This window comes from Novipirellula rosea (genome assembly GCF_039541335.1).
Classification (GTDB): Bacteria; Planctomycetota; Planctomycetia; order Pirellulales; family Pirellulaceae; genus Novipirellula; species Novipirellula rosea.
The window spans coordinates 53,629-75,617 of record NZ_BAABGA010000017.1 but is presented as its reverse complement, the minus strand read 5'-3'; the positions used below and the strand labels follow the sequence as shown (position 1 = coordinate 75,617).

Annotated in this window: 22 protein-coding genes; 17 read left to right on the top strand and 5 right to left on the bottom strand. The window is 54.7% G+C overall.

The window, feature by feature from the left end:
• Window positions 1-17: 17 nt before the first annotated feature.
• The gene (locus ABD971_RS06040) at window positions 18-752 is read left to right on the top strand and encodes an AraC family transcriptional regulator (RefSeq protein ID WP_345320372.1); all 735 of its coding nucleotides are present in this window, start codon (window positions 18-20) and stop codon (window positions 750-752) included.
• Window positions 753-793: 41 nt separating this feature from the next.
• Here the strand turns inward: ABD971_RS06040 and ABD971_RS06035 are convergent, their stop codons facing one another.
• The 3 genes from ABD971_RS06035 to ABD971_RS06025 all read right to left on the bottom strand — a co-directional run bounded on the left by ABD971_RS06035 (window position 794) and on the right by ABD971_RS06025 (window position 3,030).
• The gene (locus tag ABD971_RS06035) at window positions 794-1,198 is read right to left on the bottom strand and encodes an ACT domain-containing protein (RefSeq protein ID WP_345320371.1); all 405 of its coding nucleotides are present in this window, start codon (window positions 1,196-1,198) and stop codon (window positions 794-796) included.
• A 41-nt stretch (window positions 1,199-1,239) separates the two neighbouring features.
• Window positions 1,240-1,821, bottom strand: coding sequence for a TetR/AcrR family transcriptional regulator (locus ABD971_RS06030; RefSeq protein WP_345320369.1), 582 nt, complete (start codon window positions 1,819-1,821; stop codon window positions 1,240-1,242).
• 162 nt (window positions 1,822-1,983) lie between these two features.
• A complete protein-coding gene (locus tag ABD971_RS06025; protein WP_345320367.1) occupies window positions 1,984-3,030 on the bottom strand; it encodes a nucleoside monophosphate kinase in 1,047 nt (348 codons plus the stop codon).
• Between the two features lie 396 nt (window positions 3,031-3,426).
• Here ABD971_RS06025 and ABD971_RS06020 point away from each other — a divergent pair, with 396 nt between their 5' ends.
• The 16 genes from ABD971_RS06020 (at window position 3,427) to ABD971_RS05945 (ending at window position 18,407) form a co-directional block, all read left to right on the top strand.
• Window positions 3,427-4,542 carry an SPFH domain-containing protein gene (locus ABD971_RS06020; protein ID WP_339945074.1) on the top strand — a complete coding sequence of 372 codons (1,116 nt, stop codon included), beginning with the start codon at window positions 3,427-3,429 and terminating at the stop codon, window positions 4,540-4,542.
• Window positions 4,543-4,745: 203 nt separating this feature from the next.
• Window positions 4,746-5,261, top strand: coding sequence for an S-adenosylmethionine decarboxylase family protein (locus ABD971_RS06015; RefSeq protein WP_345320365.1), 516 nt, complete (start codon window positions 4,746-4,748; stop codon window positions 5,259-5,261).
• On the top strand, window positions 5,258-6,790 hold the full coding sequence (locus ABD971_RS06010; RefSeq protein ID WP_345320363.1) for a DUF4178 domain-containing protein: 1,533 nt from the start codon (window positions 5,258-5,260) through the stop codon (window positions 6,788-6,790). Before ABD971_RS06015 ends, ABD971_RS06010 begins: the two co-directional genes overlap by 4 nt.
• A 184-nt stretch (window positions 6,791-6,974) precedes the next feature.
• On the top strand, window positions 6,975-7,160 hold the full coding sequence (locus ABD971_RS06005; protein WP_339945068.1) for a hypothetical protein: 186 nt from the start codon (window positions 6,975-6,977) through the stop codon (window positions 7,158-7,160).
• Window positions 7,161-7,174: 14 nt separating this feature from the next.
• Window positions 7,175-7,438 carry a DUF350 domain-containing protein gene (locus tag ABD971_RS06000; protein ID WP_339945066.1) on the top strand — a complete coding sequence of 88 codons (264 nt, stop codon included), beginning with the start codon at window positions 7,175-7,177 and terminating at the stop codon, window positions 7,436-7,438.
• 9 nt (window positions 7,439-7,447) lie between these two features.
• Window positions 7,448-8,971 (top strand): polyamine aminopropyltransferase, encoded by a 1,524-nt coding sequence (locus ABD971_RS05995; protein ID WP_345320360.1) that lies wholly within the window; start codon window positions 7,448-7,450, stop codon window positions 8,969-8,971.
• The gene (locus ABD971_RS05990) at window positions 8,968-10,617 is read left to right on the top strand and encodes a flavin monoamine oxidase family protein (protein WP_345320358.1); all 1,650 of its coding nucleotides are present in this window, start codon (window positions 8,968-8,970) and stop codon (window positions 10,615-10,617) included. The genes ABD971_RS05995 and ABD971_RS05990 overlap by 4 nt, the downstream gene beginning before the upstream one ends.
• 4 nt (window positions 10,618-10,621) lie before the next feature.
• Entirely contained in the window at window positions 10,622-11,710 is a 1,089-nt protein-coding gene (locus ABD971_RS05985; RefSeq protein ID WP_345320357.1) for a hypothetical protein, read from the top strand.
• A 259-nt stretch (window positions 11,711-11,969) separates the two neighbouring features.
• On the top strand, window positions 11,970-12,911 hold the full coding sequence (locus ABD971_RS05980; RefSeq protein WP_345320355.1) for a type II secretion system F family protein: 942 nt from the start codon (window positions 11,970-11,972) through the stop codon (window positions 12,909-12,911).
• Window positions 12,905-13,699, top strand: coding sequence for a type II secretion system F family protein (locus ABD971_RS05975; RefSeq protein ID WP_339945056.1), 795 nt, complete (start codon window positions 12,905-12,907; stop codon window positions 13,697-13,699). Before ABD971_RS05980 ends, ABD971_RS05975 begins: the two co-directional genes overlap by 7 nt.
• Window positions 13,696-14,850: a type II secretion system F family protein gene (locus tag ABD971_RS05970; protein WP_345320352.1), complete on the top strand. Its 1,155-nt coding sequence runs from the start codon at window positions 13,696-13,698 to the stop codon at window positions 14,848-14,850. Before ABD971_RS05975 ends, ABD971_RS05970 begins: the two co-directional genes overlap by 4 nt.
• Window positions 14,837-15,232 (top strand): hypothetical protein, encoded by a 396-nt coding sequence (locus ABD971_RS05965; RefSeq protein WP_345320350.1) that lies wholly within the window; start codon window positions 14,837-14,839, stop codon window positions 15,230-15,232. The genes ABD971_RS05970 and ABD971_RS05965 overlap by 14 nt, the downstream gene beginning before the upstream one ends.
• Window positions 15,222-15,740, top strand: coding sequence for a type II secretion system protein (locus tag ABD971_RS05960; protein ID WP_345320348.1), 519 nt, complete (start codon window positions 15,222-15,224; stop codon window positions 15,738-15,740). The genes ABD971_RS05965 and ABD971_RS05960 overlap by 11 nt, the downstream gene beginning before the upstream one ends.
• The gene (locus tag ABD971_RS05955; protein ID WP_345320346.1) at window positions 15,737-16,090 is read left to right on the top strand and encodes a hypothetical protein; all 354 of its coding nucleotides are present in this window, start codon (window positions 15,737-15,739) and stop codon (window positions 16,088-16,090) included. Before ABD971_RS05960 ends, ABD971_RS05955 begins: the two co-directional genes overlap by 4 nt.
• A gap of 71 nt (window positions 16,091-16,161) precedes the next feature.
• Window positions 16,162-17,073, top strand: coding sequence for a DUF1559 family PulG-like putative transporter (locus ABD971_RS05950; protein WP_345320344.1), 912 nt, complete (start codon window positions 16,162-16,164; stop codon window positions 17,071-17,073).
• Window positions 17,070-18,407: a DUF1559 family PulG-like putative transporter gene (locus ABD971_RS05945; protein ID WP_345320342.1), complete on the top strand. Its 1,338-nt coding sequence runs from the start codon at window positions 17,070-17,072 to the stop codon at window positions 18,405-18,407. Before ABD971_RS05950 ends, ABD971_RS05945 begins: the two co-directional genes overlap by 4 nt.
• Before the next feature lie 23 nt (window positions 18,408-18,430).
• On the opposite strand, the gene ABD971_RS05940 is transcribed toward ABD971_RS05945, so the two are convergent.
• Window positions 18,431-19,909, bottom strand: coding sequence for a hypothetical protein (locus ABD971_RS05940; protein ID WP_339945042.1), 1,479 nt, complete (start codon window positions 19,907-19,909; stop codon window positions 18,431-18,433).
• A gap of 3 nt (window positions 19,910-19,912) precedes the next feature.
• Entirely contained in the window at window positions 19,913-21,982 is a 2,070-nt protein-coding gene (locus ABD971_RS05935) for an AAA family ATPase (protein ID WP_345320339.1), read from the bottom strand.
• Window positions 21,983-21,989: the final 7 nt, after the last annotated feature.

Below are 21,989 nucleotides of genomic sequence, written 5' to 3'. Positions count from 1 at the left end.
GAGATGGAGTGTCAACGATGATTGCTGAGATTCTGAGTCAGTTAGGAGAACCGTTTACCGGTGAGGAATTGTTCGATCATCTCTCGGATTGTGTATTTTTTATCAAAAACACCGAGGGTCAGTATCTCGTTGTCAACCAAACGCTCGTGGATCGGTGTGGCGTGCGAAGTAAGCAGGATTTGCTGGGTCGCACCGCAGAACAGTTGTTGCGTGCTCCGTTGGGAGCACGGTTTACGGACCAAGACGAGCGAGTTCTTCGCACAGGAAAGCCGTTATTGTCCCAGTTGGAACTGCACATCTATCCCTCGGGGGCCGTGGGGTGGTGCATGACCACCAAACTACCGCTAAAGAAGCCAGGCGGCACCGTGGTGGGGTTAGTTGGCGTTTCCCAGGACCTGCGAGTGCCTAACAACGAAGCGGAAGAGTACAGTCAGATCGCCGAAGCGCTTAAGTACGCGAAAGCAAACTTGTCAGCGCCGCCTTCGGTGCAGGAGCTGGCATCAATTGCAGAGATGTCTCGATACCAGCTCGACCGGCGGATGCGTCACATTTTCGGGATCACCGCCGGGCAATGGTTGATGAAGGCACGGATCGATTTGGCTGAAGGGCTGCTGGCAGAATCGAAGACTCCGATCGCAGCGGTTGCTTTAGAGGCGGGCTATTCCGATCAAAGCGCATTCACACGCCAGTTTCGCGTGACAACGGGGCTCTCGCCGCGGGAATATCGAACCGCGAGATGGTCGAAAGAATAACGGCCATGACGGCGACTTGATGCTTGAGAACTGATTGGGATTTATGTCCTGCCCTTGACGATGTCGTTCAATACGTCCATCGCTTCCTCGGCACGTTCGGTCGGTACAAAAAGATGGTCGTGGAAGTAGGCCGAGATCGCGTTGACGCTGATGCCTCGGTGGGCAAGTTTGTCGGTCACGGCAGCCAAGAATCCAACGGCTTCGAGGCTGGAGTGAATTTTCAGGGTAATCATTCTGCAGGGATACGCGAATTCGAGTCCATTTGTCTCGGCTTCCCCCTTCGCGAGAATCAGAGTTAGACCCTCGGGTTCAAGAAACTGACCGATCGCGGAAAGACGAAGCTTCGATGCGGCTTCGGGCGCCATGGTGCAAAACACGAACTCGCCCGTTTGCAGTTCGGGCTTCATCTTTTCCAGCAAGGTCGGGAGATGGGTTTCGCCGTTCATCGGTAATGCAAAGAGGGTTTTGCCAGTAGGGTCGGCCACGACTAAGAAACCAGACGCATCGCTTGTTTGGCGACTTGCTGTAACGCAGCTTTGTCAAAGCAGCCACGGCCCATGACTCGCATGCCGACGACCAGTGCTAAAAGTGCTCGCGCCGTGGGACGTGCCGCGACGGTGGCCTGAATTTGGTCACGCTGTTGTCCGAGCTTGATCTGACGTTCAAAGAATTGAGCGAATTCCTTCAGTGCAACCGACACAATTTCCTGCGTCGGCTCATCGTGGTCGCTGAGCGTCAGGGATGTGTTGACCAAGAAGCACCCTTTTTTCTGAGGGTCTTCGAGTGATTGCTGAACAATGGCATCGAACAAGACCGAAAACGCCTTCAGCGGATCATCGATTGCTTCAAGCTGTTTTAGCAAGACGCGTCGCTGTTCCGTGTCATACTTTAGCAGCGATTGAAGAAACAATTCCTGTTTGCCAGCGAATGCATTGTAGAGACTGCCGCGTTGGATTCCGGTCGCTGCAGTCAGGTCCGAAATGGAGGTGGCGGTGTACCCCTTTTCCCAAAAAACATGCATCGCTTTGTCGATGGCATCTTTTTCGTCGAATGATTTTTCCCATGGCATGGAAGGCGAATTCCTTGGTTGAATTGTGCACATCGATTTTAGCTTGTTTAGACCTTTCGGTCAAATCAATTCGATTCTTGCCACGGCGGGCGGTTGCGAGCTACGATGAGCGGTTGCAAGGTGATTTCCACGACTGTTTTATGTTTGATCGGGCGTGTCGGATCACGCATCACTCTTCGGGAAAGGCCTCAGCCCAAGCAGCATCTCCGCTCTTTCGCTGAGTGGTTGGGCAGTCAATTTTTGGTCGGTGTATTCGGCGAGATGGCTGGCGACGATCGCGTAAACGGCTTGACGGTCAAGGCTGGTGTCGATTTCGACACACCTATTCATGTTCTTGAACAATTCAACGGTGGGCAAGGTTTCGGCCTTGTAGGTATCGAATCTCAGCTTCAAGCTTTCGACATTGTCGTCACTTCGGCCGGTGTACTTGGCACGCCCCAAGACACGCTTTTCCAAAACAGCGTAGGGGCACTCGAAATAAAGCATCTTGGGCAGCTCGGTATCGCGGCCGAAGATCTCGTACCAGGCTTCGAGGTTGGCCAGTGAGCGGGGGAATCCATCGAGCAGGAAGTTGTTCTTTCCGGTCGTTCGCGTCACCGTTTCCATCGCGTTTTTGAGCAGTCCGACGATGATTTCGTTCGGCGCCAATTTGCCAGCCGTGATGAACTCGTCGATCGTGGCAGCGGTGGGGCCGCCCGCTTGTCGCTCTTGGCGGAGCAGGTCACCGGTCGAGAGGTGAGTCCAGCCGAGTTGCGATTCGGCCAGCTCACACATCGTTCCTTTGCCGGCACCGGGGCCTCCGAGCACAAAGATGACGTTAGGTTTGGGACAGGGTTGCCGAGGGTCATAGTGGTGCAGCGTTAACTTCGGAGCCGGGGCGACTCCCTTTTTGTAGACGTGCCATTCTCGGTCGGTCGGCGGCAGGTCATCGTCGCAAGTGATGTCGTAGGCAAGGTGCCCATCGAGGCGGCAGATTCGCCACGACTTGTAGCTGTTGGAATAGGAGAGTGCGGGGCTTCGGGCCGCTCTTCCGTCGGCACGGTCCCACGCCAATTTGCCGTTCCAGTAGCCGATGCTCGAAACCGTCCCCGATTCCGATTTCGCAGGAGGTGCCGTCGAAGGGACGAAGAGACCATCGACTTCGGGAAGCCCCGCTCCGGAGACTTCAATAAAGAAAGTGTTCGGTCGGGATTCGTTGGATTCGGCCATGGGTTCTCTTGACGATTTAATTGATGGCGTTAATTGATGGCGTTGGGGGAACAGCGTTCGCCTAGATCATAACCTTTGTGCGGAGCCCTGTGAGCCGCCGGGGGATGTTGCGCGGCTTGTGGCAGGTCGCCAACGACCGCCATCTCCCTTGCCGCGATCGCGGTGTCGCTGCTGACCCATCCATCCCGTTCAACTTGCGTTGCGTTAAATTTCGCTCGCAGCGTGTACGCAACAATCGCAGCAGTTCGCGTAGATTGGTTTTCTTGGCACTTCGCGCGCCCTGTCGCGATTTTTTTGACGCCTGGGAATCCATGGGCGATTCGTCGCGTGGTATGCTGATCACTCGCAGACCGTTAATATTGGACTGCAAATACTCAATCGATAAGCGGTAGGCACATGGGACTCTTTGACAAGCTTCGTGGCGAACTGATCGACATCATCGAATGGATCGATGATTCCAACCACACCTTGGTTTGGCGGTTCCCTCGCTACAACAATGAAATCAAAAACGGGGCTCATTTGATCGTCCGTCCCGGACAAGTCGCGGTGCTGGTGCACGATGGCGAGATCGCCGATCTTTATCAGCCCGGGCATTACGAGTTGACAACTCAAAACATGCCGATCATGACGACGCTGGCAAGCTGGAAATATGGATTCGAAAGTCCATTTAAAGCGGAGGTCTATTTCGTCAGCACGCGACAGATCACCGATCTGAAATGGGGCACCCCCAACCCGATCATGCTGCGGGATTCCGAGTTCGGGCCGATCCGCATTCGCGCGTTTGGCACCTACGCACTCAAAGCGATTGAACCCAAAGCGCTGCTTCGCGAAATCGTTGGCACCGATGGTGATTTTCAGTCGGACGAAATCACCGGATTGCTGCGTTCGATGATCACATCCTCGTTTTCCGACGTGATCGGAAAACTGAACATTCCCGCGCTTGATCTGGCGTCTCGTTATCAGGAAATTGCTGCCGCCGTGCGAGCGGAGGTGGTCGAACAGATTGATGATGAGTACGGACTCGACTGTCCTCAGTTGATTGTCGTTAATATCTCGCTGCCCGAAGCGGTCGAAAAAGCACTCGATACCCGTACCAGTATGGGGGTGATCGGCGATATGAATCGTTTCCAGCAGTACCAGATGGGGCAAGCGATGACTGCCGCTGCGGAGAACCCCGGTGGTGGGGGCGCGGCCGAAGGAATGGGGCTCGGAATGGGCTTTGCCATGGCCAGCCGCATGATGCCGCAGATGGGCGGCGCACCCGGAACCGCTCCAGCCGCGGGAGGTCCTCCTCCGCCACCGCCGGCGGGCGCGTGGCACGTTGCCGTGAACGGAGAAACGCGAGGCCCATTTACGTTGCAACAGATGGCGTCGGGAGTCAGCAGTGGCGAAGTCAAGGCGGACACGGTGGTTTGGACCGCAGGCATGCAAGGCTGGGCGGCTGCATCGGCGGTGCCACAGTTAGCGAGTCTGTTTGCTGCCGCAACCCCACCACCTCCGCCGCCAGCCTAGTCTCCCCCCGGGGCTTGTCAGCCGTGGGGCGTAAGACGCCGAGTAACGCGAGAGTTCGATTCACAACCGCCGCCGCACAAGCCCAATGCCATCTACTTTAGTAGCGGTGCGGCGCAAGCCGCCCGGTTGCGGCGAGTAAAACGTCCAAACGACCGAAGGGCTCACGTCCTGCCGCTAACGAGAAATAATCACTGATTCGCAACATGAAAACCGCAGCGCACGACGTGCCTCCCATTCCGATTGTCGATTCCCCAATTGCCGTGTCGGCACGTGTGGGGACCGAGTGGATCGTGGATGCCTACGGATGCAGCGAGACGGCGTTACGCGATCTTGAAATCGTCACTGGGATTTGCCATGACGTGGTCGCCGAACTGGGGTTGCAAGTCGTTGGCGAGCCGCAGCGGCATGCGTTTCCAGGTCATGGCGGTGTCACCGCGATGTATATGCTTAGCGAATCGCATCTCGCTTGCCACACCTACCCCGAGCATCGCTTGGCAACCTTCAATCTGTATTGTTGTAGTGATCGCCCGGCGTGGGGCTGGCAGCAGCAACTGGCGTCGCGTTTGCATGCTAGCGAGGTGGTCGTGCGTAAGGTCGTGCGAGGCACCCACTCGGCCAAGCAAGGCCCTGTCGCTGACCCAAAAACTGTCGCTGACCAAAAAACGGCCGCTGACCAAACAGTTGCGATCATACTAAACGTACAGCGAGATCAGGGATGAAGCATCGCAGCGCAGCATGTCCGTCGTGTGGTGGTCCGGTCGAATTCAAGACCGGTTCGTCTCTGGTCACGATCTGTGACTTTTGTCAAACCGCCGTGGCGCGAGGAGACAAGGACGTTGCCGATTTCGGTAAGGTCGCGGACGTCGGCGAAACCAACTCGGGGCTGCGGCTCGGTTTATCAGGCTCGTTTAATAAACGTGGGTTCTATATTTCGGGACGTGTCCGTTATTCGCACCCGGCGGGGGGCATCTGGGACGAATGGTATTTGGTGTTCCCGGGCGAGAAGTGGGGCTGGCTTACCGAGGCACAAGGCAAGTTCTATTTGATGTTCGAGCGTCAAATAACCAGCAAAATCATACTGCCTGAATACGACTCGGTGACGCTCGACAGCCAAGTGGAACTGGGACGCAGCCAGTTTTCGGTGCGAGAGAAAGGGATTGCCACGGTCGCGGCTGCCGAAGGTGAAATTCCTTGGGCGGTTCATCCCGGTGCGGAACATAAATTCGCTGACTTGCAGGGCGCCGAGGGCACGTTTGCAACGCTTGAATATGGCGAGCAAACAAGCGTGTTTATTGGCAAAGAAATCTTGTTGGCGGACTTGGGCGTCGACACCAGCGGAGCGGATCCCGAGAGCGAAAAGCTGCCGGTTGCGGCGCTCCAGCTAAACTGCCCGAATTGTGGTGGAACGTTGTTGTTGCGGACGCCCGATGAAACCGAGCGTGTGACGTGCCCCAATTGCCATTCCTTGCTCGATGCCAATCACGGAAAACTCGCTTATCTGCAAACACTAAAGGCCAAAGAAATCTATCCGGTTGTTCCGATCGGCAGCGAAGGTGTTTTCTTTGGAACCAAGTATACCGTGATCGGAATCATGGAACGCTTCGCGCTCTATGAAGGCAAAACGTATCCATGGATGGAGTATCTTTTGCACAATCACGAACTCGGGTTTCGCTGGTTGGTGGAAAACCAAAATCATTGGTCTTTCGTCGAGCCTGTGTCGTTTATGGGCAGCACCTTTGGCAGCCAAGTGACCTACAATGGCGATTCGTTTCGTATTTACGATCGCGGAGTTGCCTATGTGCGGTACGTCGTGGGCGAGTTTTATTGGCGTGTCACGGTCGGTGACTCGGTGCAAACCGCGGACTACATCGCACCGCCCAAGATGCTGTCGATCGAAGAATCGAAAACGAAATCGTCCGAGGAGCGGAACGTCTCACAAGGAACCTACTTGTATCCCGAGCAAATCGAAGCGGCGTTTGGGATCAGCGGCGTCCGCCGTGCCTGGGGTGTGGGGCCGATGCAGCCCGGTCCGAAATTAGGCAAAGAGTTCTATTTGTCTTGGGGCGGATTCCTGGGTTTGATCCTTTTGGTGCAACTTGCGTTTTTCATGCGTGCCGATGGATGGATGACGTTTTACGCGATGTTGTTTGTTTCGTTGCCGATTATCGCGTTCCACTTTTATGCCCACAACTTTGAACGGCAACGTTGGTCCGAAAGTGATTACAACCCCTACGCCAGCAGCGATTAAACAAAGCGATCAGAAAGAAGTGTTCAGTTTCGAGTAGGGCCGGTTCCCACCGGCCGTCCTTAACGGATCGATGGAGTCGGCCGGTAGGAACCGGCCGTACGCTCTGTCAACGCTTAAATAGACGACAGTTAATTCCAGCTTGATCTTCACGGCGAAACGGCTTGTTAGTCAAAGAGAATTGGTTATGAAAAAGACACTGCTCATCATTTACCTCTGTTTTGGGATGAGCGTTTGCGCGTGGTATTCCGTTGCTGCGGCTAAAGGTTGGCAGGCGCCCAATCTCGGATTTGTGGACGGGTTTGCGGCCGGGCGAGTGTCCGGCGGCGGTTATGGTCGATCGTATGGCGGTTCTTGGGGAGGCGGAAAATAGTGTTGGGAATTCAAATGAGTATGCATTCGGTGTTATTGATAACCGCGCAAGCGGCGGAGAGTTCGATGGATTTATTAGGGGTTCACCTGATCGCCGCGGTCCTGTTTGCGATCGTCGGGATTCTGGTTCTGTTTGCGGCTGTGTGGATCATGGAAAAGTTGACTCCTTTTTCGATCGTCAAGGAAATCGAAGAGGATCACAATCAAGCACTCGCGATCATTGTCGGCGCGATTGTATTGGGAATTTCGGTGATCATTGCTGCGGCGATTCTAGGTTAAACAACGTCGATGAATCGTGCTCCGCTCGCTTTGCTGTATCTGAACGTGCTCGTCATCGCGACGTGTGGGCTGATCTACGAATTGCTTGCCGGGACGCTTGCCAGCTACTTGCTGGGCGATTCGGTCACGCAGTTTTCGCTGGTGATTGGCGTCTATTTGTCGGCACTTGGTGTCGGTTCCTGGCTGTCGCAATACATCGAAGAAAAGCTGGCGAAAACGTTTATCGAAGTCGAACTGGCACTCGCGCTGGTGGGCGGCTTGTCGGCTCCGTTTTTGTTTGTCGCGTTTGCCTGGATCGAGTGGTTTCAAGTCTCGCTATTCGGCCTCGTGCTGCTGATCGGAACTTTGGTCGGGCTCGAGCTGCCGTTATTGATGCGGATTTTAAAAGAGCACCTCGATTTCAGCGATTTGGTCTCTCGTGTTTTGACATTTGATTACATCGGCGCATTGCTCGCATCGCTGTTGTTCCCGATCCTGTTGGTGCCTCAATTGGGCTTGGTGCGAACGTCATTGGTGTTTGGTATCTTGAACGCGTCGGTCGGGTTGTGGGGAACGTATTTGCTGCGGCCGATCCTGAGCGACAAAGGGTTGGGGGGGCTGCGTGGGCGAGCCATACTGGTGATCGGAATGCTGGTCGTCGGTTTTATCAAAGCGGACTCGTTAACCACGATCGCCGAAGAACGGTTGTTATCCCATCCGATCGTTTACGCCAAACAAACTCCCTACCAACGCATTGTCGTCACGCAGAACCAGCAAGGGTTTCAGCTGCATTTAAACGGGCATTTGCAGTTCAATTCGGCTGACGAGTACCGCTATCACGAGGCGCTCGTGCACCCGGTGATGTCCGCTGCGGCGGACCCCAAACATGTGCTCGTGCTCGGCGGCGGCGATGGTTTGGCAGTTCGCGAGATTTTGAAATACCCGTCGGTCCAGTCAGTGACGCTCGTCGATATCGATCCCGAAATCACCCATCTGGCTAAAACATTTGGTTTGATGGTGGATTTGAATGCTCGATCTCTGCTCGACGCCCGAGTCACGGTGATCAATCAAGATGCGTTCATTTGGGTCCGCGACACGAAAAAGCAATTTGATGTCGCGGTGATCGACTTTCCTGACCCTAGCGGCTATTCAGTGGGGAAATTGTACACCACTCGTTTCTTTCAGATGCTAAAGCAGCATCTGACCGATTCGGCACGTCTCAGTATCCAGTGTACCTCGCCACTTGTAGCACCGAATTCATACTGGTGTGTGCTGAATACGCTGAGGGAATCGGGGTTTGACGCAATACCCTATTGTGCATCGGTGCCCTCGTTTGGTGTTTGGGGATTCGCCTATGCCACGATGACACCGTCCAGCGGTGCTGTGATCGAGTTGTCGGATAAGGTTGGTGAGCTTCGGTTTTTGAATCCCTCGCAACTGAAATCGATGTTTGAATTACCGTCCGACATCCGCCCCATGGAAACGGAACTCAATCGATTGAACAACCAAGTGCTTGTGCGTTATTACGACCAAGAATGGAGTCGCAGCGAGTGAGCGATTCGCCCCCGATGTTAAGTCGTCGCGAGCTGATGAGCGTGCTGCTCGGATCATGGGCCGCCGGAACCATTGGATGCTCTCGGCAATCGCTGCCACCGGAGGGCGAGTGGTTGAGTCCTGATTTCTCGGTCGGGCACCGCATTCGCGACGGGTTGCGACCGAAATACGACCCAAGTTCTAGCGAGCATGCCGACGTCGTGATCGTGGGTGGCGGAATCGCAGGGCTGTCGGCTGCTTGGCGATTAAAAAAGGCAGGGCTCGAGAATTTTCGCCTGCTGGAAATCGAAAAGGTCCTCGGCGGAACGTCACGCAGTGGACAATCCGCTTCGTTTGAGTTTCCTTGGGGTGCTCATTATGTGCCCGCACCGATGAAGGAAAATCGGGCATTGGTGACCCTGCTGGAAGAGATGAACGTGGTGGTCGGCAAAACCGAGGATGGTTCACCACGAGTCGCGGAACAATTCCTTTGTCGCGATCCCGAGGAACGCGTGTTTGTCGATGGGCAATGGATCGAAGGACTGTATCCTGCATCCGGGGCGTCCGCAGACGATCTTGCTCAACTCGAGAAATTTCAAGCCGAAATGGATGCATGGATCGCCCGCCGCGATGATGACGGCAAACGCTTGTTCGCGATCCCGATCGCAACCGGGGCCGATGGCGACGTCGTTCGATCGCTGGACCAAATTTCAATGCAGCAGTGGATGGACGACCGCGGCTTTACCTCGTCGAGATTGCGTTGGATGGTCGATTATTCATGCCGTGATGACTATGGTTTGACGATGGATCAAACCAGCGCGTGGGCTGGGATCTTCTATTTTGCTTCGCGGGCTCGGGTAACCAGCACCTCGTCTCAGGATGTGATGACTTGGCCTGAGGGAAACGGTCGTTTTGTTAAGCATTTTGTAAATCGTGTCCAAGATCAATTGCGTCCTTCGACCGCCGCCGGCGACATCCAACTCGCCCTATCAGAGAAAGGTACTGCGAAGATCACCGCTTGGGACAGCCAGTCCGACCAGAGTGTTGGCTTTGATGCCGAGCATGTCATCTTTGCCGCCCCCCAGTTTTTGGCTCCGTATTTGATCCGCGATTTCAGCCGCATTGCCGATCGATCGACGGCAGCGTTTCGTTACGGAGCATGGATCGTCGCGAATGTTCATCTGCGAGACCGTCCGCGCGAAGACGGGATGCCGATGTGTTGGGACAATGTGATTTACGAAAGCAAATCGCTCGGCTACGTCACGTCGACCCATCAAACGGGGCTCGATCACGGAGCAACCGTGTTGACGTGGTACTATCCGATGACGGCGAACGAAGGCAAAGTTTCACGCCAGCAGCTACTAGGGATGACGTGGTCGGACTGGGCCGAAATTGTATTAGCGGACTTGTCGCGGCCACATCCCAAGATCGCCTCGTTGATCACTCGCATCGACATCATGCGTTGGGGACACGCGATGATCCAGCCACGCCCCGGTTTTGTGTTTAGTGAGGCACGTCTGAGCGCGGCGAAACCGATTGCCAATCTGCATTTCGCCGGTACGGATTTGAGCGGTGTCGCATTAATGGAAGAAGCCTTTTATCACGGCGTGCGTGCTGCCGAAGCAGTGCTAGCCGAACGCAAACATCCCTTCGAGTCACTGTTGTAGAGGGATGGTTACGGTGTCCGAAAATGCGTCTCGCCGATCGATTCCCTGGCTGTTTTCGCCACGAGTGGATTTGCTGACGTTTTTAGGGAGTGCCCTGATTGCGTTTGCACTGTTGGCGATCGGTATTCCGTTTGGATGGTTGCATTCGGACACGCCCGAGTGGGCCTGGATCGTAGCGATCTTGTTGATCGATGTGGCTCATGTCTATGCCACGGGGTTTCGAGTCTATTTTGATCGTGCTGAACTGCGTCGCCGACCTTGGCTTTACGGGTTGACGCCGTTATTGGCGTTTGGAATCAGTTGGGCGATCTACAGCGAGAGCGTGATCGGTTTTTGGCGAGCACTTGCTTATTTGGCGGTGTTCCATTTCATTCGTCAACAATATGGCTGGGTCGCTCTGTATCGTTCTCGTGGCGGCGAGACAAGTCGGATCGGTTGGTGGGTTGACGCCAGCGTGATTTATTTAGCGACAATATACCCACTGGTTTATTGGCACACGCATTTGCCCAGGCGATTTTGGTGGTTTCGTGAGGGGGACTTTGCCACGATTTCGCTGGATATCGCTGCCTGGATTGCGCCGTTGTATTGGTTGTCGTTAATCGCGTACGCGGTGCGTTCGAGTTATCGTGGATTGGCTAAGGGGCAATTTTCGCCGGGAAAGGACATCGTGGTTTTAACGACCGCGTTGTGTTGGTATGTCGGCATCATCACTCTGAATTCCGATTACGCGTTTACCGTGACCAACGTGATTATCCACGGCGTGCCCTACATGGTGCTGGTTTATTGGTATCGTTGGCGGCAAACCGATGACACTGGCGATCATCCAAAGCGAGTCGCTGCAACGCGAGTAGCCAAATTCTTGGGTTTGGTGTGGTTGCTGGCGTACGCCGAAGAATTGCTCTGGGACAGCGGGTTATGGCAAGAGCGAGCCTGGCTATGGGGTTCGAGTGTTTTCGGTTTTTTAGGCAACATCGAGGGGATCGACATCGCGTTGGTTCCCTTGTTAGCCGTCCCTCAGATCACGCATTACGTGCTCGACGGATTTATTTGGCGGCGAAAGACGAGTCGGCGACTTTCCGAGATGGTCTCCTGAGCGACGCAGGCCTGCGAGATCTGACCCCTCCGAAACTTGTTTTGGGCAGGTTCATTCTTTTTCACTCCTTGCTCCATCCTCCTCAATCCTCACTCTTTATTTCACCGTTATGCCGGGTCTCCGCTTCGCTGCGGACCGGCCTCCATAGGGCGCCGATTGCATTTGTCCGCGGCGTGATGCTTGCTTTGCCTCCGCGACATGCTTATTGTAATGGCACTGAATCCTCCTCCACTTGTCTGTGAATGCGGCGAAATTCCCCGTGGCAAAACTTTCTCAGCTTCAACTCGCTGCTCTGCTGGAAGAAATCGCCAGCGCGATGCGTCGTGATGTTTCGGTCGCAGACGCACTTCGCCGATTAGAACGCAGTCGGTTGGGGCGAGTCGGGCGGTTGGCGGGTGAGATTGCGGAAAAACTCGAGCAGGGGCAAACCATCGCGAAGGCACTCGATTCGCCAGGGCTGCCGAACCACGCTCAAGTTGCCGCGTGTGTGAGCGCATGCGAGCAATCCGGTGACGCTCGGCTGTTGAATCGACTCGCTCGATTACTGCGTAAACAAGCGGATTACCGACGCAATATTCGATTGGCGTGGGTGTATCCGGTGATGTTGATTGTCCTTGCCTATGCCGTGCTAGTGCTATTGATGACGCGAATGGTACTGAGCAACAACACGCCCGACATCCGCTGGCCTGATCCAGTGGTGCATTTCAGTGAATGGTTGTCGGTCTATTGGATTTGGCCCGCGATCGTTTTTGTTGTAGTGATTGTTGCTGCGGCGATTTACTTTCGCAGTCGCATTCCGTTTCCTAAAAGTGTTCGGCTCGGTTTGTTTTGTGAATCGTTGGCCGACCAGATCGCGCTGGACGTGCCAGACGATGTCGCGATCGAAAATGCCGCGGCGTTATCAGGCGCGAAGTCGTATTCATCGCTGTCGAATCCGAGTATGAATAGCCCTGAGATCGTATCGATGCTTTCGCCTGTCACCATGGAAACGATCGAAGTTCCGGAGGTCGCGGCCAAAGAGGTGCTGGTCGCTCGTCTTCGCTATCTTGCCACGATTCACCTTGAACGAGCACGTCGACAGCGATATTTTTGGACGCACCTGGTGCCGCGATTTGCGATCGTTTCGTTCGGAATTTTGTTTGTGTTTTCCTATATCGCTTGGGTGATCGGGCCGGTCTATCGTCAGGTGGCGTTGTGGTAAAAAAACTCGATGCCGTTTCACAGCGGTTGATGGCGTCCGGCACCCAACACGAAGCAAGCGTGTTGCAGTGGTTGGACGGACAACAGAAACGACGCAACATGACCAAGCGTGCAATTTGGTCAACCACCGGTGGGTGGTTGTTTGTAATTGCATCGGGGATTGTTGCGAGTCTTGTTGCCATCAAAATTTCGATCGATGTGAAAGCCCTCACGACATCCACCGATGGGTTGTTCGGTGATGTCGAGACGCCACAACGTGTGTTGTGGGTACCCTATCTCACCGTGGTGATGTCGGTGTTGATAATCGGTTTTGCCTTGGTCGGTATTGTTCGGGGAGCATTGCCGGGGTATCGGTCGACGAAATCGGCAATTCAGTGGGCGGCGGTAAGTGATGCGGTGTCTCGTTTGTTGGCGGCCGGGTACACGTATTCCGAAGCGTTCACGGCGGCTGCCAGTGTCGTCAAACAAGGAACGGCGTATGGTTGGTTAAACGACACGATCCGGCGATTAGAGCGAGGCGAATCCGAAGTCGGTTTAACATCCTGGTCACGTGGCGATGCCGCCATGTTGGAAGCGATTGTCGATGGAGCGACGGTCAGCCCCGAACGCCAGTGGCAAATTGCGTCGCAGCATTTTGACGATGTCGCCCATCGCCGCTTGGTCTTGCTGACTCAGTTGATGCCATTGTTCTCAACCGTGGTTGCCGGCGGATTGATTTGGATCGCAGTGTCGACCACGCTCGGTTGGTTCTGGTATACGGTGTCCAGCATGATCGGAGGCTTGACATGAACCCTTACCTCGCCACCGGGCTGCGGATTTTTGGCTACTTCGTCTTCTTTGTCCTGTTGTTGTTGGTCCTGCCGACACCGGTTAGCGTTTTATTCGCGACGTTAGTGATCGTGGGCTTTGAAGATTTTCGGCGGCGTCGCTGGCAACACGCCACTCGCACATTCAATGAGATGATCGGTTCGATTCAGCGGCATGATGGTCATATTGAGAACGTGGTGGCTGCGTTTTCACGATCGGGGCCTTTGCGAATCCAATGTCGTCAATATCTGTACCGACTAAGGGCGGGGGAGGATCCGGTTCACGCTGCCGAAGCGTCCGGCGTACCGCTGTTCTTTTCCACCGCAATTGCTTTGCGAACCATTCGCAAACCCGATTCCAAAGTGAAGCGAACGACACGCGATTCACACGACCGCTGGGTCCAGCACTGCGACGAACTGTCGGATATTGATTCCGGTGAAATTCCGGCGTACGGTCAATTCATTTATCTGATCACAGTCGGATTGATGGTCTATCTCTGTTTGACGTTCTTAGCGTTATTCATCACACCGACCCTCGAGAAAATGCTGGAAGAATTTAGTTTCAGCTCGCGAGGTTCGAGGGTTCTGCTAACCAATTTTGCATCCGGTTGGGTACTGGTTGGTTTAGTGATCCTGTGTGGCATGATTGTTCCTGCACTCAGTCGCGGACGGATTTTTGGATTGCGGTTGCCGCAGTGGGTTCCGATGCTGCCCCATCGGGCGAATCGAAAAGCCGAAGTGCTCAATGGCTTCGCGGACGCGATTGACGCGGGCATGCCGCTGGACCAGGCGATTCGTATTGGTCATTCGATCTCGCGTTGGGCGTCACAGCGTAATGAGATGCACCAAGCATTTATGCGACTTGAATTTGGTCACTCAATCGCGGCGGTGATGCAGCAAGCGAAATGGTTGACGGCAACCGAAGCCAAATGGATTGAAGGCGCATCGCCTGAACGGATGAGCGAATTATTGCGTTCCATTGCCGATCAAAGCGTACGCAATGCCAACGCCAACAGCCGTTGGTTGCTGGGGATCTTTTTCCCCGTTGTGATTGTGATTTTGGGACTGCTCGTGCTTGCATATGCGGCTGGATTGTTCGCATCGTTGTCGGAGATCATCAATGGGCTCAGCTAGTCATCGCCATGCTCGACGCCGCGGCAGTCTTATTGTGGAAGCGGCGATTTGTTTCGTCTTGCTCGCTACGGCCGTTGTGGCATTGATGAAGTTGGCGCAAAGCAGTGCGGTGCTTTCCAAGCAAGCGGACCAGCGACTGGTGGCGACGCTTGCTGCCGAAAACACGCTCGAACGTCTGCGCGACGTCACTGCGAACGAATTAGAGTCGAGTGCCGACGAAGTCGCGGCGGCGATCACCGAACAAACGAAATGTGACGTTAAGGTAACGGTCAACGATTTTCAGTCGCAATCGCGGTCGGGAACGCATCTTCGTATCGAAGCGACCTGTTCACCCGACGTGCATGTCACCCTTCACGATTGGCGGTTGGATGATGATAATTAAAATAAAGCAATCGTCCCGTGTCCCGCGTCATGGCGTCACGTTGATCGAGGTCATTGGAACGCTTTCGGTGTTGCTCGCGATCGGAATTTCCTCAGCTACGATCATGTCGTCGGTCACCAAGATCGGTCGGCGAGGGAATGCCTCGGTTCAACAGCGGGATGCGATCCAGCGATTTGCCACCCAATTGCGAACGGATGTGCATCAAGCTAACGAATTGCCGTCATCGACCGAAGCGTGGCCGCTGCAGTTGCTGGGAAGTGATTTCGAAGTGCGGTACGAGTGGAGTGCCGAACAGGGATCATTGAGGCGAACGAGATTGGAATCGGGTCAGATCAAAAGTGTAGAGTCATTTGAGATCGGAAAAGAACGAAACGCCGTACTGCGAACCAGCGAGAACCAAGTGACGGTCGTCATCGATACCGAACCGGCGTCGCATTCGTTCGTGGTCGAGGCGGTGCATCGGCAGCCCGCTCCTGAGGCACCCAATCCGGAGAAGGCTGAACAATGAGTGGCAATACAAAACGTAAGAAGCAGGTCCGCCGAGGCGCCGCATTCCTGTTGCTGGTCGTCGTCGTGTTGATGGTGGTGGTCGAGGCGACTCGGACGATGTTGGTCGGCGAGTTTTCACTGCGAAAATCAGAGGTCCAGCGTACTCGAGTTCGTACCATGATCGCCGCAATCGATGCGGTCAGCGTGTTACAGAAAGAAACCATCGAACTGCCTCTCGATGAAGCAAATCAAGAACGGATCGTCGTCACGTCCGACGGAGATCAACGCGTCATCGCACGCTGGATGCGGGGCGATCACGTGGTTGATCAAATTACAAGACAGCAGCCAGTATCGGAGTCCGAAAAATGACACAACCAAGTAGTGGAACTCGTCAAAAGTTCCGAGGATTATCGTTTCAATCAACTGGACCGAACGTCTTGGTGACATTCGCTACCTCACCGCGGCGATTGGCTGGCGGTTTTACGCTGGTCGAGTTGCTGGTCGTGATCGCAATCATCGGTGTGTTGGTGGGATTGGCACTTCCTGCGATGCAAAACATGCGTGAACTGTCGCGGCGCACGGCGTGTCAGCAAAACTTGACTCAGCTGTCGCTTGCCTTGTCGTCTTATTCGCTTCGCAATGTTCACTACCCAATGGGCACGGTCAATCCCAGCGGGCCGATTCTAAATGAACCATTAGGGTATCACCACAATTGGATCAGCGGATTGCTGCCGATGTTGGACGCACAAAGCGTTTATGAAGCAATCGATCGCAGCCAGAGTGTCTATGCACCTGCCAATGCGGAGGTGCGAAGTTTGTCGCTTCCGATGCTGCAATGTCCATCGCAAACGGGAATGCGAGAAAACACGAGCTGTTACGCCGGAATTCACGCGTCGACCGAAACGCCGATCGACGAAGACAACGACGGAGTGTTGTTTTTGAACGTGCCAGTGATCGATTCCGACATCACCGACGGTTTGGCCTACACCGCGTTTGTTGGTGAAAAACTTTCTCGGTTCGAAGAGGATTTGGGCTGGATCAGCGGTACACGTTCGAGTCTTCGCAACACGGGACATGCGATCAACGCGGAACTCGCTCGGATTCGCGGTCCTCAGGGACCTGAACAAGAGGTCTCGGCGACCTACGTGGGCGGGATTGCCAGCGATCATCCCAACGGAGCGAATGTGTTGCTGGGCAATGGCAGCTATCGGTTTTGCAATCCATCGATGGACGCCACGATTTTGAAACAGCTCGGTTCGCGTGCCGATGGCGAGATCCCGAGTGAGTGGAAATCGGATGAGCCGTATGCTGATTCGAAATCGAGCGAGACAACCAACGAGGTTTCCGAATGACATCATCGAGCTGGTGGCCGCTGAATCTCACCACCGCATGCGTCGGCAAACATCGTCTTAACAATGCACGTCGCGGCGGTTTTACGACGGTGGAGTTGTTCGGTGTGTTGTTGATTATCACCGTCTTGATTTGGCTGTTGTTGCCCGCGGTGCAAGCGGCTCGTGAACAAGCACGGCGAACCAGTTGTGCGAATAACCTGTTGCAAGTCGGGTTGGGCGTCCAGGCGTATCATGAAGCGTTCGCACAGTTTCCGGTCCAGTTATCGGGGACGGACGGCAGTATCGCGGCGGGGCAAGATAATGATCGTCGACTTAGCATTTTTGTGGGGCTACTGCCCTTTCTGGGGCACAACGCCGTCTGGGATGAAATCCATACGACACGCGACCTCGATGATTCTTTTTACTACTCGATGGGCATGGAATCATCCGATTGGGACTTTGAGGAGTTGATGGAGGAGGAGACTGGCGAGGGTGGGACGTCGGATGAGTCGCCACAACCTTGGGTCGCGGGCGGTCCGGAACCGTTCGTCGAGGCTTACGAACCTTGGCAGTGGGAATTTTCGCTTTATCGATGTCCAAGTGACCCGGGGATGGGGCGGCCGTCATACGGACGGATCAACTATGCCGCCTGTTTTGGTGATGGCATGGTGGCCGCGGATTCGGGCCCCTTCAAAGAGGTCAACGGCGTGTTCGTTTATGACGAAACGTTGGCCGAGCAGACCGACGCGGCGATGCGAGGTGTATTTGTGCCACGCGTGGTGACGCGACTGAGTGATGTCACCGATGGATTGTCCAACACGATCATGCTGGGGGAAATGGCCACCGATCTTAATGACCGAGATAATCGCACAAATCCGATCGTGGGGCCGGGACTGGAACTACGTGATCATCCGAATTGGGCTCGCGATCACGCGAAACTGATCGATCCCCAACGACCGCAGTTCTGGGCGGTTGAGGAAGTTGCCACTGAGTTCGAATTGGCCAGCGACACCGGGCGAGGGTTTCGTTGGGCCGATGGGATGCCGTTGTATTCCGGTTTCAATACCATTCTGCCACCCAATCGCGAGATCACCTTAGCACACGATCAAGATGATAGCTGGGGCGTATTAACCGCCAGCAGTCGACATCAAAGTGGAGTGCATGTCTGTTTTGCTGACGGCAGCGTGCGGTTCATCACGGACAGTATCGACACGGGAGACACCCGTCGCAGTTCGGTTTATCCGGGAAGCCCCAATCCGCCAGGCAGCAAGAGTCCGTACGGATTGTGGGGCGCTCTGGGAACACGTTCCAGTGGCGAGCTGAACCTGTTGCCCCCCGCGTCTCTAATCCCGTAGCGAAAGTCGCCAAGCGTTCCGGCCTACAGTCCGTCCAGTGCGACGCCGCCGGTGTGATGGGCGAGTTTGATCAGGTCGTCGTTGCTTTCTTCGACCACGAACACGTGCAACATGATGCCTTTTAATTCATCGGGGCGGACATTGATACCGTGGTCACCATCGGTCACGATGATCAATTCGGGTTGCTCGGATTCTTGGTCATCGACCAAATTTTTGATGCGTTTGATGCCTTCCCGCAGCGCCAAATTGATGTCCGTATCATCGCCGGTAAAGAACTCGTAATGCATTCGCCGGATCTCTTCACGGGCCTCGGCAACTTCACGGACGATGACCTCTTCGTGAACAACGGAATCAAAAAAACTGTACCCCAGGATCGCTTCGCGTCGACCCACGGCACGCAGACGATTCAGCAAGATGGCGAGCAACTTGTAAATCCGCTCGCCTTGCTGCATCGATTTGGATCGGTCGAGCATGGCGTAAAAAAACTGTTTCTTGTCGCTGCGTTTGATCTTCTCGCGCACCATAAAACTTTTCGTTGCCAAGCGATAACGAAAGTATTTTGGGGCCGCCACTTTTAATGCCCAGGCGGCCGGGGCCAATTTCGGCAGCTCATCATAGGACTGCATCATCCTCATTCTCGTTTGATCTCCATCGACCGCCGGAGTCATTTTCTTCTCGAACCGCGGCTGAAATGCCACGTATTCGTTGGCAATCCGCGAGATTCGCAGCAGCGCTTCCATGCCGGGTTCCGCCAATAACCGTGACGCGACATCGAGCCGACGAACCGACAATGGATGCGTTTCCTTCTTCTCGGTGTCTCGCCGAACGCCGCCAAAGCAATCGGCAAACAGCGATGCGATCTTGCCACGCGTATCAATGTTTTCGACCAATGCGATCGACGAGATACCGCGGTCACGTGACATCTGTTCGTGATCGATTTTGTCAGCGGATTTCAACATGCTCTCGTCCGGCAGACACTCAAGCAATTCGACCTCGTCCGCCTCGAGTCCGCCGACCTGTTTTAATGCCCAATTGATTTGCCACGTGATCGTGTCGGGCGGAATGCCTTGCGCGATCGAGCGTTTGGCGGTGGCGATGATGGCAATGTTCGCAATCGCGCGGTCGACGTCGGTACGTCCCTTGATATGCTCGAAATCGACCTCGCGTAGCGCTTGAGCAAGTTGCAGATACAGATCCACATCCCGCGCCGACCAACTGAATACTTCATCGATCCACGTTGTCAACTTCCACATCCGCATGCGATACGTCAGCCGAACGCGTCGCTCAATTTCATTTGCACCTGCTAGGCGTCCTTCGTCGACCAAGTGCACTCCGTCCCAAATAATCGGCACATGAACGTGCCCCATTCCGATTGCATCAAGTTTCTTGACCACCTCGGCGGTATTGATTTGTTGACGTCGTTCGCTCGATTCGGGATAGGTGATGTGCGTGTGGAAGCGAATGAAGTCTCGAAACTTGCGAGCGACATGAACTTGCGTCATTGTCTATCTCCCCGCCTCGATTTCCGCAGCGACCTCGTCGACCGCTTCTTCGGAGCGTTTTTTCCATTTGATCAGCATCGGATCGGAGACTTCGATGCTGAACAATTCATGTTTCAGTGCATCCATCGTGCTCATCAAATCGACCATATCCGATATCGCTTCGTCATTAACGTCGCCGCGAGCTTCGTCATCGAGATCTTTGGCGGAGGCGAATTTGAGATTGATGTCCTGCATCTTACCACGCAGTTGTCGGGCACGCTCGTCGATGTCGCTGAGCAGCACTTCCACGCCGCCTTCGCGTAACGCCGAGCGGATCAGCGATTCAACGTCCTTCTTGTAGGACTCCATTCCTTGCACGTTGCGGATCGTCAGAATGTCATCGACGATCATCTTTTTTCGCTGATGACGTCCGACACTGTTGGCTGCTAACCGTAGCCCTCCCAGGGCGATTCGAGGCGAGATTTGAAAACCGCTCTCTCGGTCATCGTTCAAGTTCGCGATCACATGAGCGTAGATGCGATTGAGTTTGCGGCGGTCCGGCCCCGCATCGGGATTGGTTTTGCTGAACAAGGCCTCGTAGTCCGCTTGATCATAAGAGGGCCAGCGGACTTCTAGTTGCAGCGGAAATCGTTCCAATAATGCCTTGACTGCATCGCTGTCTTTGGCAAATTGCCGAGGGTCTTTATTCGTGCAAGCCACAATCGCCTGAGACCGCATCGGCACCGGTTGGTTGCCGTTCATGAAAACTCGCCGTGTCAGCACATCCTTTAGCGGTAGCAGTGCTTGAGACGACGCGTCAAGGATCTCTTCCAAGATAACGACTTCGAACGGCAGGAACGAACGATCGGTATCGTATTCGAGGCACTCGTCCAGCTTGGCGATGTTGGGGCCGCCCCACAAACGGTCTTCGGTCATCCCTTCGCCAAAGGACTGCAAGAAAATTTCGTTTTCGAGGTACCCCAATTTCTTCAGCGCCGTCATCACCATGTCGGATTTGCCATGACCGCCGGGGCCCCACAGCAGCACATTGCACGGCTGGAAAAACGCATGCGTCAACACTTGAACGATCTCGTCACAATGGATAAAGCGTGACGACAAGCTGTCGGAAATAAGGGCAGGGATTTCGGTTCGCGGGGTTTTCAGCGGACCCGCATCGTTGTGAGAAAAATCGGCGTCGGTCAGGTGGATGCTAATTTTTTCGTCAGGCAATTGGCGTTCAATCCGCCGCTCCAGATCGGCCGTATAGGACTGCATTCCCTGGACAAATCGAATGCTCTGAAATGCTTCGGCGGTGATCGTCATGTCGCCGTGGATCTTGGCCGCGTTGCTGACGACTTCGAGTGATTGGATCGCCATCCGAGGCGACATGATGAACGTTTTTTCTTCGTTGAGTCCCGCAATCACCTTGGACAGCATCGTTTGCAATTGTTTGCCACCCATACTCGAACCACGTCGTACTTTGGCAAACAGTTCGCGGTAATGTTTGGCTTCGTAGCCGGGCCAGCGGACTTCTTTTTGCAGCAGAAAACGTTCCATCAGCGCTTGCACCGCATCGCTACCTTCGGCAAACTCGCGTGGGTCTTTGTTGGTGCACGCGATCACGACCTTGGCTGACATCTCAACACGCTCGGTGCCGTTCATGAACGCGCGGCGAGTCAAAACATCTTTCAGCGGCAGCAGGGCTTGCGCCGGAGCGTCAAACAGTTCTTCGAAGATGACGACTTTGTATTGTGGCGCCAAAAACGAGCGTGTCGTGTCATATCGGACACAGGTGTCAAGCGATGCCATGTCGGGGCCGCCCCACAATCGGTCCTCGCTCATCCCTTCGCCAAACGATTGAATAAAGATCTCTTCGTCACGCAGCCCGAGTGCGCGAAGCGCGGTGACCGCCATTTCCGATTTTCCGTGCCCCCCAGGCCCCCAGAGCAACACGTTACATGGCTCGTAGCACGCCGCCGACAACAGGTCCGCGATCACGTCACAGAACACGAACCGCTTACGCAGTGCTGCCTGGATGGTTGGCAAAATGTCTTTGCGAGGGGTAGGCAACCATGCCCATTCGTTTGCGGCCAAGGCGAGA